Genomic DNA, 11,981 nt, shown 5'->3' with positions numbered 1-11,981 from the left:
CGCCAGCCTGTGCATCCGAACATTCACACTTTTGCGCCACTTTTGATGCTCCAAAGCGTGCGCCTGGCTGCAAAGTCCGACAAAGAGTGAGGTCGTTGTGAGGTTTTGGGGAGTGGGTTCAGCCAGCGGCCGGATCGATCGTTTCCCCAGGTCAGATCATGTTCAAGCTCGCCAAGGCACACGTCAGCAGAGGGCAGCAGACGGCCGCACAGCGCGGCCCGCCGAGCCCGGTCTGCCAACGGAGGGTTGTTGGTTCGAGTCCAACCGGGGGAGCAAACAGACCGGGTCTGACCTGCCGAGAGCAGCTCAGACTCGGTCTTCTCGTTGAGTGGCCCCGCGCCGCGCCACCGTCGTGCATCCTGCACGGTTGTGACCCGGATCGAGGGCGGGAAGACGTCACAACCGTGCAGCCTGCATGCTTGCGCCGCTGGGCAGGACGAGGTCAGTCGCCCCAGCCCATGGGGAACACCTCGAACGGCGCCGCCATCGGTACGCCGAGACCGCGACCGCACGGCCGCGCCATGCCCTCGAGGAACTCCTCGGGATCGAAGTGCTCCCAGCCCAGGCCACGGATGTAGGCGCCATGCGCCTCGAGGGAGGCCACTCCGGCAGCGAAGGTGTCCGTGGTGTCGACGGCATGACCCGCCAGGGGCGACCCGAAGGCCCAGACCTCTTGGACGCCGCCCCAAGGTTCGAGTTCGGGGCCCAGCTGTTCGGGGAAGATCCAGCGGTTGCCCGCGTCGCGGACCGCGTCGAGCACGGCCTTGCCGACGGCGATGTGGTCGGCCTGGTTGAGGTTTCGTCCACCGAAGGTGTCGCGGAAGTTGCCGGTGATCACGATGTCGGGTCGATGCCTGCGGACGTTCTCGGCGAGCACCCGCCGAAGGGCGACGCCGTATTCCAGGATGCCGTCGGGCAGGCCCAGGAAGTCGACCTCACTGACCCCCACGATGCGGGCGGACTCGACCTGCTCGGCCTCGCGGACGACACGGCACTCCTCGGGATCGAGGCCGTCGATGCCGGCCTCGCCACTGGTGACCATGCAGTAGACGACCTGCTTGCCCTGGCCCGTCCAGCGGGCGACGGCAGCGGCTGCGCCGAACTCCATGTCGTCGGGGTGCGCGACGATGCACAGCGCACGCTCCCAGTCCTCCCGCAACGCCTCATAAGTGTCAGCCATGGGTCGAGCATGCCAGCGAAACCGCATTGCCGGGAGAGCGGCCTTCGGCTTTGCTGGGCGGGTGCAGAGCCACTGGGCGACCACTGACGAGGTGCAGGAGTGGTGTGCCCGGATGCTGGGACCGGTGTGTCGCATCAAGGAGGCCAAGATGCGGCCCTGGTCGAAGGTGTGGCGGGTCGAGACAGCGGACGCGGTCCACTTCGCGAAGCAGAACTGTGTGGCGCAGTCGTTCGAGGCAGCCGTCCTCCAGGAGCTGAGCATGCTGGCACCGGATCATGTCGTCCCGATCTCCGCGGTCGACCTCGACCGCGGCCTGCTGCTGACGCCGGACCAGGGCCCGACGTTCCGCGAGACCGGGGCTGACGACGTGGTCGCCTGGTGTCGCCTGGCCAGGGACGGTGCCCTGCTGCAGCGAGAGGTCACCCCTGGGACCGACCGGCTGGAGACGGCCGGACTCACCCGGCAGCCCGCCCTGACGGCGCCCGCGTACGTCGAGTCGTTCCTGGAGCGGTGGCAGGCAGCTCCCCGCGACGATCCGCGACATGTCTCCCAGCACGACGCATCCCGGCTGCGCACCCACCTGCCCGTCGTACGGCGCTGGGCGGAGCAGGTCGCGGCACTCGGGCTCCCGGTCACGCTCAACCACAACGATCTGCACGACCAGAACGTCTTCCACGTCGAGGACCGGCTCGTGTTCTTCGACTTCGCCGATGCGCTGCTGACCGAGCCTCTGCAGGTGCTGCTGATCCCGCTGCAGGTGCTCCAGGACCGGCTCGACTGTGGCCCGGACGACCCGCGCCTGCAGCGGGTGGCCGACTCCGCGCTGGAGGTGTGGAGCGACCTGGCACCGCTCGAGGAGCTGCGCGGCGCCTTGCCAGCAGCGTTGCGACTGGCCGGGCTGGGACGTTGTGAGTCCTGGATCCGGGTGACCGAACAGATGTCGCCCGCCGAGCTCGACGACTACGGGGCCGCTGCCTCAGCGTGGCTGCTCAGCCTGGTGGAGCAGTCGTCGACGCGCTGACTACGCTGGTCGGATGATCTTCATCACCGCGAAGTTCCAGGTCCTGCCCGAGCATGCCGATGACTGGGCGAACATCAGCGCCGACTTCACCGCCGCCACCAACGCCGAGCCTGGCTGCCTGTGGTTCGAGTGGTCGCGCTCCCTCACTGACCCGGCGCAGTACGTCCTCGTCGAGGCGTTTCGCGACGACGAGGCCGGGGCGGCCCACGTGCAGTCGGAGCACTTCAGGGCCGCCACCAGCACCCTGCCGGCCTACCTGGCTGCCACCCCGAAGATCGTCAATGTGCAGGTCGAGGGCGACGACTGGTCCGAGCTGGGCGAGATGTCGGTCGGCTAGTGCCCGATGCCCTGGCCCGCGCCGCGGTCGACATCGCATGGCACCCGGCCAGCGACAGTGCCGACCAGGCCCTCCGGGCACAGGTGGCCCAGCTCCGCGGGGTGCCGGTGGACGGCGTCCGCGTGGGGAGGCTCTGCCCCCGGTGCGGATCCGAGGAGCACGGACGTCCGTGGGCGAGCGGCGCGCAGGTGAGTCTGTCGAGGTCCGGACCACACCTGGTCACGGCGGCATCCCTGGAGCACCAGGTGGGAGTCGACGTGGAGTCGGTCGCGGAAATATCGCGGCGATGGGTGCCCGCTGAGGTCCTGCACGCCTCGGAGCGGGCCGACACCCCGGAGGCCCGGGCGAGCCTGTGGTGTCGCAAGGAGGCCATCCTCAAGGTCCGCGGGACCGGACTGGTCACACCGATGCCCCAGATCAGGACCAGTCAGCACCAGGCGGTGGACCTCGCGGCGCCGCACGGCTACCGTGCCGCGCTGGCCTGGTCCGACCTACAACACCGGTAGGGCAGGCAGGTCGGTGTGGAAGAGCCACTGCCCGAACAGGTCGGTCAGGTCGCGTCCACACGTCGCCGAGGCGTGCTCCACGAACATCGCCGTGTCGACGGTGCCGCCTGAGTGTGCGGCGACCCAGCTGCGCAGGGTCTCGAAGAACGCGTCGTCGCCCACCTCGGCACGCAGTGCGTGCAGCGTCAGTGCGCCGCGCTTGTAGACCCGGTCGTCGAACATGAGGTCGGGGCCGGGATCGCCGAGCAGCAATCGCTGGTCCAGCTTGGCCAGCCGGGCGTGGTGCTCCGCGGCCCGCTCCTGGGCGGAGTCCCTGCCCGACTCCTGCGACCACAGCCATTCGGCGTAGCAGGCGAACCCCTCGTGCAGCCAGATGTCCTTCCAGGCTCCCAGGGTCACGGCGTTGCCGAACCACTGGTGGGACAGCTCGTGGGCCACCAGCCGGATGGCCTCCCAGTCGTCGACCATGAAGTTGCGCCCGAACGTCGACAACGCCTGGGACTCCAGCGGGATCTCGAGGTCGTCGTCGGTGATCACACAGGTGTAGGAGGCGAACGGGTAGGCGCCGAACACCGACGAGAAGTAGGCCAGCATCTTCGGCTGGTCACCGAACGCGACCTCATAGCCGGCCTCGTCGGCAGGTCGAGGGGTCACCCTGGTCAGCGGGACCTCGGCGTCGATCGTGGCGACGTCGTAGTGGCCGATCTGGACGGAAGCCAGGTAGGTGGCCATGGGCTGCTTCTGTTCGTAGTACCAGGTCGTGCTGCGTGCGCTGCGGTGCGAGGTGACGTGTTCGCCGGTGACGGCGACGTGGTAGTCCGAGGGCACGGTGACGGTGATGGAGTACGTCGCCTTGTCGCCGGGATGGTCGTTGCAGGGGAACCAGGACGGCGCCCCGTGCGGCTGGGAGGCGACGATGACGCCGTCGAGCAGCTCCTCCCACCCGGCGGCGCCCAGGATCTTGGACGGCACCGGCTTCGGATTGCCGGCGTACTTGATGCGCACCTCGAACTCCTGGCCGTCCTCCACGGGGTGCGCGGGACGGATCGTGAGCTTGTCCCCGGAGTGCCGGAACCGGCTCGCCCGGGTGCCCTCGACACTCACCTTGGTCGGGCGCAGGGCGTGGAGGTCCACCGAGAAGGACGTCAGCGAGTCGCGCGCCACGCAGTGCAGCACGGCTTCGCCGTCGAGGTGGTTGCCGTCGACGCGGTAGGACAGATCCAGGTCGTAGTGCTGCACGGAGTAGGTGGTCTCGCCGTGACCCGGGACGTAGGGGTCGACTCCAGCGGGCACGTTCACTCCGGTTCCTCCCAGGGGCCGATCGGGTTGCCTATCCAGCGGGTCCGGCTCGGAACGCCTTCGCCACGCATGACCAGCGAGACCGGCCCCACGGTGGCGTGTCGCCCGATCGTCGCAGCCGGCAGGATAACGCTGTTGGGTCCCAGCGTCGCACCCGTGCGCAACACGACCCGGTCCATGCTCAGCACCCGGTCGTGGAACAGGTGGGTCTGCACGACGCAGCCGTGGTTGACCGTAGCGCCGTCGCCCAACTCGACCAGGTCGGTCTCGGGCAGCCAGTAGGTGTCGCACCAGACGCCTCGCCCGATCTTGGCCCCCAGCATTCGGAGCCACACATTCAGGGCGACCGTGCCCTGGGTGACGTGGGCGAACCACGGGGCCGCGAGCATCTCGGTGAAGGTGTCGGCCAGCTCGTTGCGCCACACGAACGAGGTCCACAGGGCATGGTCCTCGGCTCGATGCCGCCCCACCAGCACCCACTTCGCCAGGACGGTCGTCAGCGCGGCGAAGACTCCGCCGAGGATCAGCACCGGTCCACCGAGCACGATCGTCCACCAGCCCAGCCGATCGAGCAGGGTGAGCAGCGTGAGCCCCACCCCGAGGTTGAGCAGCACGAGGAGCAGCAGGGGTACGACGCGGCAGGCCTCGACCGCGCCGCGCCACAGCCGCAACCGCCGTGGGGGCGCGTAGGTGCGGGTGTCGTCGGTGTCGCCCCTGGCCCGGCGCAGTTGGGCCGGTGGACTTCCGATCCACGCGGTGCCGGGCTCCGCCGTACCTCGCCTCGGCGCCGCCGACAGGACGGCGACCAGGGACTGCTTGGGCACCTTGCGTCCCGGCGCGAGCATGCCCGAGTTGCCCACGAAGGCACGCTTGCCCACCTTGACGTGCTCCACCCGGACCCAGCCCCCGCCGAGCTCGTAGGAGCCGATGAGGGTGTCGTCGGCGAGGAAGGCGTCGTCGTTGACATGCACCAGCTTCGGGATCATCAACACGGTCGAGGCCTCCACTCCCTGCCCGATCCGCGCGCCGAGCAGCCGCAGCCAGGTCGGGGTCAGCGCACTCGAGTACAGCGGGAACAGCCAGGTGCGCGCCTCGTCGAGGACCCGGACGGTGCCCCAGATCTGGACCCCCGCAGCTGAGCGGACGGGGTGGTGCCCCGGACTGATCCCGCGCCCGAAGAGTCGCACCAGCAGGAGGATCGCGAGCGCAAGGACGAGGTAGCCCACGGCGGCGGCCACGGGCACCCACGGGAGTGCGCTCTGCGCGGCCTGTCCCAGGGAGGTGGCCTCGCGCACGGCCGGGAAGAGCACCGCTGCACCGGCCAGGACGCCGACGCCGGGCAGGCTCGCGATCAGCACCGACACGACGCCGTAGGCGCCGAGCCAGATGGTCTCGGCGGGTGGTTGCTTGGTGGACCAGGGGCCGCGGGCCTTGGCCTGCCGCTCGGCGGGGGCGCCGGACCAGAACTCTGCGTCGGGCACCTCGCCGGACACGAACGAGCCCGGCGCCACCTCCGCGTCCTTGCCGACGACCGCGCCGGGGCCGAGCATGCTGCGCACGCCGATCCGGGCCCGGGCACCGATGGTGATCGTGCCGATGTGCAGGATGTCGCCGTCGATCCAGTAGCCCCCCAGATCGACCTCGGGTTCGATGGCCGCGTCCTTGCCGATGCGCAGCAGCCCGGTCACCGGCGGGATCGTGTGCAGGTCCACACCCGGGCCGATCCGGGCGCCCAACGCCCGCGCGTAGTACGGGAACCACGCTGCGCCGGCCAGGCCGGTGGCCGCGAACTCGTCCTGGATCCGTCCGGCGAGCCACAGCCGCAGGTGCACCTTGCCGCCCCGGGGGTGCTCACCGGGCGCCACGCCGCGCAACACGATGCGCGCCATCGCGGCCGCCAGCGTCATGCGACCTGGCGGCAGCAGGAAGCAGATCGTGGTCAGCGTCAGCAGCCACCAGGGGTACGCCGGCAGCCAGGGCAGGTCGGCGACCACCCGGGCGATGGTTGAGCCCAGGGCGAGCCAGCTGAGCCAGCGGGCGGCCGCGATGGCGCGCAGGGGGAGCAGTGCGGCGAGCTGGCCGGCCTGCGTCTTGAGCGGGATCGGGGGGACCTTGCGGTCCGAGCGGACGACCGTGCCGGCCAGCTCCTCGAGGGCTGCGCCCAGGGTGGCGATGGTGGGGTTGGCGTAGACGTCGCCCACGGCGACCTCCGGGAAGCGCTCGCGCAGCCGGCTGACGACCTGGGCCGCGGTGAGGGAGCCGCCGCCGAAGTCGAAGAAGTCGTCGGTGGCCGAGGAGACCTCCGCGCCGAGGACGTCGTGCCAGATCTCGGCTATCCACGCCTGGGTGCCGACAAGCCCCGCGCTGACGACCCTGGACTTGGCGATCGGCCAGGGCAGGGCATCGCGGTCGACCTTGCCTGAGGTGCGCGTGCGCAGCTCGTCGACGACGGCCAGTCGGGGGACCAGGGCTGCGGGCAGTCGGTGTCGCAGCACCTCCATGGCTGAGGTGGCGTCGTACGTCTCGGAAACGGTGAGGTAGCCGACCAGAAGCCTGTTGCCCGAAGCCGTGGAGCGGACCGCGGCGGCGGCCGAGACGACGCCGGGGAGTCGGAGCAGCTGGTCGTCGATCTCGCCCAGCTCGATGCGCCGCCCACCCAGCTTGATCTGGTCGTCGGCCCTGCCTGCGAAGACCAGGCCGGCGGGGTCGTTCCGCACGACGTCGCCGGAGCGGTAGGCCCGCTCCCAGCCCAGGGTCGGCATGGCGGCGTACTTCTCGGCGTCCTTGTCGGGATCGAGATACCTGGCCAGACCGACGCCGCCGATGATCAGCTCGCCGGTCTGTCCGCTGGCGACGGGCAGTCCGGCGGCGTCGACCACGGCCAGGTCCCAACCGTCGAGGGGCAGCCCGATCCGGACCGGATCGGTGCCGTCGAGCAGGCCTCCGCAGGCGACCACGGTCGCCTCGGTGGGGCCGTAGGTGTTCCAGACCTCGCGCCCGGGGCGCTGCAGCCTCGCGGCCAGCTCCGGGGGACAGGCCTCGCCGCCCATGATGAGCAGGCGGACGCGGTCCAGCGCGGACTCCGGCCAGAGCGCCACGAGGGTCGGCACCGTCGAGACGATCGTGATGTCGTTGGCAACCAGCCAGGGACCGACGTCGACGCCCGAGCGCACCAGCGAGCGTGGTGCCGGGACCAGGCACGCGCCGTACGCCCAGGCCAGCCACATCTCCTCGCAACTGGCGTCGAAGGCCACCGAGAGCCCGGCCATCACCCGGTCGCGGGTCCCGATGGGGTCGGACTGGAGGAACATCCGCGACTCCGCGTCCACGAAGGCGGCAGCGTTGCGATGGGTCACCGCGACGCCCTTGGGCGTGCCGGTCGACCCCGACGTGAAGATCACCCACGCGTCATGCCCGGGACCGACCACCCCTGCCGCGTTCTCGGTGGCCGAGCCGCTGCCCTCGGTGGTCGGGCCGCTGCCCTCGGTGGTCGAGCTTGTCGAGACCACGACCAGCTCGTTGCCGATGATGGCAGCCACGTTCGATTCCGCGAAGACCAACCGGGCGCGCTCGTCGGGATCGTCGGCGTCGACCGGGACGTACGCCGCTCCGGCGACCAGGATGCCGAGGATCGCCACGTAGAGGTCGGTGGTCCCGGACTTGATCCGGACGCCGACCTTGTCCCCGGGTCCGATGTCGAGCTCCCCCAGGCGGTGCGCCAGTTCGTCGGCTGCCTCGTGGAGTTCGAGGTAGGTCAGGGTCTCGGTCCCGCTGTCGATGGCGAGCGCGTCGGGACTCGCGGCGACGCTGGCGCGGAAGATGTCGACCAGGGTGCGGGGGACCGGCGCGCGGGCAGCCGCCAACAGCGTGGGTAGCAGCGCATGGGCTTCGGTCACCGCGGCATCGTGGCCGACGTAGGTGAACGCCACGTGTCCGATCCCGACTGCTGGTCTCCTCGGGCCCGTTCACTTTGATGTGCTCCACTTCCCCGGTGTCGAGTGACGATTTCCTCTCCGGTGGTCGCCTCGAGGTCACCTTGGAGGGCCTGACCTTCTTCCGCAGCAAGTCCTCGGCTGCCGCGCGCGGGCTGGACCGGGTGTCCCAGGTCGAGTGGGCGGAGATCCGTCGAGCCGGGATCTCCACCCCACCCCTGGGAAAGCCGATCCTGTGGGTCGAGATCGTGGGCGCCACCGCGCCCGCCGATACAGCGGACGGGCCGCACTCCTACAAGGTCAAGCGACGCCGGATCGAGGAGGCCCACGCGCTTGTGGAGGCGATCAACGCCGAGTCGGACGGGCGCCGCCGGTGGTCCGCACCGCCGAAGGATCTCTGAGCTCCCTTGGCCCGAGCGGCCGCGGTACCTCACGGCACCGACCTCCGATAGGGTCGCGACCTGCGCGTCAGTGCACCGGGGGCGGTAGCTCAGTCGGTTAGAGCAAGCCACTCATAATGGCTCGGTCGTCGGTTCAAGCCCGACCCGCCCCACTGCGGTCCGGTCCTGGACCCGCCTCAGTCGGCGTGCACGATCTTGGCGCCGGCAGCGGCCCGCTGCACGGCTTCACAGCCCTTGGTGGCCGCGGCCCTCGTTTGATAGTCCTGCCCTTGGGCCACGACCTCGCCGTTGCCCGCCTTGAGGCGGAACCTGAACTTGCCGGCCTTGTCCTCGTACACCTCGAACTTGCCTGCCATGACGTCTCCTCGGTTCGCCCCCGCTCGTGCAGGCTAACCCTGACGAAAGCCCCTGACGAGGGGTTGCCTCGCAGCTCGGCAGTCGATGAGGCAGGCTTGGTGCACCATCTCCGACCTGGAAGGCCCGGCGTGCCCACCGAAACCAACGTCCTCGACGAGCTCGAATGGCGCGGCCTGATCGCCCATTCGACCGATCTCGATGCCCTGCGCGAAGCGTTCGGCCAGGGGAGTGTGCGTTTCTATGTGGGCTTCGACCCCACTGCCCCCAGCCTGCACATGGGCAACCTCGTCCAGATCCTGACCGCGAAGCGGCTGCAGGAGGCCGGCCACACGCCGTACGCCCTGGTCGGGGGTGCCACCGGGATGATCGGCGACCCGCGCGACTCCGGCGAACGCACTCTCAACTCGCTGGACACTGTGAAGGACTGGGTGGAGCGGGTACGGCGCCAGATCGAGCCCTACCTGTCCTTCGAGGGCGACAACGCGGCCACGATGGTCAACAACTACGACTGGACCGCCTCCCTGTCGGTGATCGACTTCCTGCGCGACATCGGCAAGCACTTCCCGGTCAACCGCATGCTGGCTCGCGACGTGGTCAAGAGCCGACTCGAGGCGGGGATCAGCTACACGGAGTTCAGCTACGTCCTGCTCCAGTCGATGGACTTCCTCAACCTCTACCGCAACCACGACGTGAGGGTGCAGTTCGGTGGCAGCGACCAGTGGGGCAACCTCACCGGTGGCGTCGAGCTCATCCGTCGTTCCGACGGGGGACGGGCACACGCCTTCGCGACTCCGTTGGTCACCAAGGCTGACGGCACGAAGTATGGGAAGACCGAGGGCGGGGCGCTCTGGCTCGACCCTGACCTGATGTCTCCCTACGCCTTCTACCAGTTCTGGCTGAACGCCGAGGACGAGAAGGTGGGCGAGCTGTTGCGCATCTTCACGTTCCTCTCGCGGGCCGAGATCGAGGAACTCGACGTCCTCACGGCGGAGAAGCCGTTCCTGCGCAGCGGTCAGAAGGCATTGGCCGAGCACGTGACCACGCTGGTCCACGGCGCCGAGGAGACGGCACGCATCAAGGCCGCTTCGGCGGCGCTGTTCGGGGGAGGGGACCTGCACGATCTCAGCCCGGACACGCTCGGCGCCGCCCTTCGTGAAGCGGGTACCACGTCGATCACCGGTGAGCTGCCCAGCATCATCGACCTCTTCGTGGCCTCCGGGCTTGCCCAGAGCCGGGGTGAGGCGCGCCGTACCGTCGGGGAAGGCGGTGCCTACCTGAACAACCGCCGCATCGAGGACCCCGAGTTCGTGCCGACGCAGTACGACGTGATCGGCGGGACCTGGTTGGTGCTGCGGCGCGGCAAGAAGAAGATGGCCGGGATCGAACTTCACTGAACGTCCGGAGCACGGAGGGGGACGCATGGACCGTTGGCTGAACTCGCTGGAGGAGACAGCGCGCCAAGCGCTGGCGGTGCCGTTGTTCCGCTACCTCTCACAGGGCGCCCGGGACGGTACGACGGCCAGCGAGGCACACGCGGCCTGGGCTGAGTTCCGCCTGCTTCCCCATGTGCTGCGCGACGTGACCGAGATCGATACCCGGACCACGGTGCTCGGCACGGAGTTGACCTGCCCGGTCGCCGTGGCTCCGACCACGCTGCAGCGTGCGGTGCATCCGGACGGAGAGCTGGCGATGGCGCGAGCCACCGCAGCCACCGGCTCGCTGGTGGTGGTCTCGAGCAACGCTGGCACACCGTTCGCCGACATCGGGGCCACCGGTGCCGACTGGTGGCTGCAGGTCTACCTGTCCGCTGACCGGACCCTGTCCGAACCGCTGTTGGCCAGTGCGGTGGCAGCAGGTGCGAAGGCGCTGGTGCTCACCGTCGACACCCCGGTGGTCGGCACGAAGTACGACGGTGCCGGACCGACGGTCTGGGAGACGACGGACCCGGCCATCCTCCGGGTCAACGCCGAGCCCGATCTCTCCGAGGCGCCAGGGGCCGAGAAGGCCACGGACCTGGGTCCCCACGACATCGGGTGGCTCGCCGAGACCACGGGACTGCCGGTGGTGGTCAAGGGTGTGTTGCGCCCGGACGATGCCCGCCGCTGTGTCCAGGCGGGAGCCGCAGGCATCTGGGTCTCGAACCATGGCGGGCGCCAGCTCGACCGGTCCGTGTCGACGGCGGCGGCCCTGGCCCCGGTCGCGGAGGCTGTCGGCAGCGAGGCGGAGGTGTACGTCGACGGAGGGGTGCGCTCCGGCCTCGATGTCGTCACCGCTCTCTCCCTGGGTGCCCGGGCAGTGTTCTTGGGGCGCCTGCCGCTCTACGCGCTCGTCGGGGGTGAGTCCGCCGTCCAGCGGATGCTGACCGACCTGCAGGACGAACTGGTTGACGCGCTGCGCCTTTCGGGTTGCCGGCACCTCGGCGACACGCGCGGACTGGCCGTCCGCGGCCCCCTCACAGGGCTCTGACCTGCGAAAACACAAATGTGCCCTGCGTCACTCCGTGTCGATTTGACCCCGTTGACCTGCTCACATAATGTTCTGCTTCGTCGCCGGAGTGCGGCGGGGAGCAAGACCGCAAGGTTGGGTTCCCGGCCTCCGAGCGAAACCCTTCACTCTCACCTCAACCGAGGCGGGACGAGTGCGCGCCACGTGCGGCCTCGCCATCAAATCGGTGTGGCTGGCGTGGGTGGGGCCGGCTCAGTGCGAAACCGATTTGCATCGGCGTAGTTCAACCGGTAAGTTTTCTGAGGTTGCCCCGGATGCGGTCCGCAAGGATCGCGGTGGTGCGCGTCTGATGTTTGAGAACTCAACAGTGTGTCATATAGTCGACGAATTAATTTTAACCCGTCTGGCTTGTTCCTCTGCCTTTTTGGTGGGGGTGTGAGTTGACGGTTCCTTTGGTAGTTAATCGATAATTCTGACAATTTTGTCAGTGATCGGTCTTCTGC

The 11,981-nt window shown here is 69.2% G+C and carries 10 protein-coding genes and 1 tRNA gene; 7 read left to right on the top strand and 4 right to left on the bottom strand.

The annotated features are described in order from the left end of the window. Positions 1-442: 442 nt before the first annotated feature. On the bottom strand, positions 443-1,180 hold the full coding sequence (locus tag AB7I40_RS23050) for a PIG-L deacetylase family protein (RefSeq protein WP_428347402.1): 738 nt from the start codon (positions 1,178-1,180) through the stop codon (positions 443-445). A gap of 61 nt (positions 1,181-1,241) precedes the next feature. Here AB7I40_RS23050 and AB7I40_RS23045 point away from each other — a divergent pair, with 61 nt between their 5' ends. The 3 genes from AB7I40_RS23045 to AB7I40_RS23035 are packed head-to-tail and all read left to right on the top strand — an operon-like array spanning position 1,242 to position 3,044. Continuing rightward, positions 1,242-2,201 carry a phosphotransferase gene (locus AB7I40_RS23045; protein ID WP_428347401.1) on the top strand — a complete coding sequence of 320 codons (960 nt, stop codon included), beginning with the start codon at positions 1,242-1,244 and terminating at the stop codon, positions 2,199-2,201. A gap of 13 nt (positions 2,202-2,214) precedes the next feature. Then, entirely contained in the window at positions 2,215-2,538 is a 324-nt protein-coding gene (locus AB7I40_RS23040) for a putative quinol monooxygenase (RefSeq protein ID WP_428347400.1), read from the top strand. Then, positions 2,538-3,044: a 4'-phosphopantetheinyl transferase family protein gene (locus AB7I40_RS23035; protein ID WP_428347399.1), complete on the top strand. Its 507-nt coding sequence runs from the start codon at positions 2,538-2,540 to the stop codon at positions 3,042-3,044. The genes AB7I40_RS23040 and AB7I40_RS23035 overlap by 1 nt, the downstream gene beginning before the upstream one ends. On the opposite strand, the gene AB7I40_RS23030 is transcribed toward AB7I40_RS23035, so the two are convergent. Next, complete coding sequence (locus tag AB7I40_RS23030) at positions 3,030-4,343, bottom strand: M1 family metallopeptidase (protein ID WP_428347398.1); 1,314 nt, start codon at positions 4,341-4,343, stop codon at positions 3,030-3,032. The two genes, AB7I40_RS23035 and AB7I40_RS23030, sit on opposite strands and share 15 nt — an antisense overlap. Beyond that, positions 4,340-8,272, bottom strand: a complete 3,933-nt coding sequence (locus AB7I40_RS23025) for a Pls/PosA family non-ribosomal peptide synthetase (RefSeq protein ID WP_428347397.1) — start codon at positions 8,270-8,272, stop codon at positions 4,340-4,342. The genes AB7I40_RS23030 and AB7I40_RS23025 overlap by 4 nt, the downstream gene beginning before the upstream one ends. Positions 8,273-8,334: 62 nt before the next feature. Between AB7I40_RS23025 and AB7I40_RS23020 the strand changes: the two genes are divergently transcribed. Both AB7I40_RS23020 and AB7I40_RS23015 read left to right on the top strand, forming a co-directional pair. Further along, on the top strand, positions 8,335-8,676 hold the full coding sequence (locus AB7I40_RS23020; protein WP_428347396.1) for a hypothetical protein: 342 nt from the start codon (positions 8,335-8,337) through the stop codon (positions 8,674-8,676). Positions 8,677-8,754: 78 nt separating this feature from the next. After that, positions 8,755-8,828: transfer RNA gene (locus AB7I40_RS23015), tRNA-Ile, on the top strand. Positions 8,829-8,852: 24 nt separating this feature from the next. Here the strand turns inward: AB7I40_RS23015 and AB7I40_RS23010 are convergent. Beyond that, positions 8,853-9,032 carry a YegP family protein gene (locus tag AB7I40_RS23010; protein ID WP_428347395.1) on the bottom strand — a complete coding sequence of 60 codons (180 nt, stop codon included), beginning with the start codon at positions 9,030-9,032 and terminating at the stop codon, positions 8,853-8,855. Between the two features lie 129 nt (positions 9,033-9,161). On the opposite strand from AB7I40_RS23010, the gene tyrS reads away from it, so the two are divergent. Both tyrS and AB7I40_RS23000 read left to right on the top strand, forming a co-directional pair. Next, positions 9,162-10,427, top strand: coding sequence for a tyrosine--tRNA ligase (gene tyrS, locus AB7I40_RS23005; protein WP_428347394.1), 1,266 nt, complete (start codon positions 9,162-9,164; stop codon positions 10,425-10,427). A 25-nt stretch (positions 10,428-10,452) separates the two neighbouring features. Then, the gene (locus AB7I40_RS23000) at positions 10,453-11,499 is read left to right on the top strand and encodes an alpha-hydroxy acid oxidase (protein WP_428347393.1); all 1,047 of its coding nucleotides are present in this window, start codon (positions 10,453-10,455) and stop codon (positions 11,497-11,499) included. Positions 11,500-11,981 lie beyond the last annotated feature (482 nt).

Origin of the sequence: Nocardioides sp. (assembly GCF_050246775.1) — a bacterium.
GTDB lineage: Bacteria > Actinomycetota > Actinomycetes > Propionibacteriales > Nocardioidaceae > Nocardioides.
The sequence above is the reverse complement of the archived record's forward strand: the minus strand, read 5'-3'. Positions and strand labels throughout refer to the sequence as shown.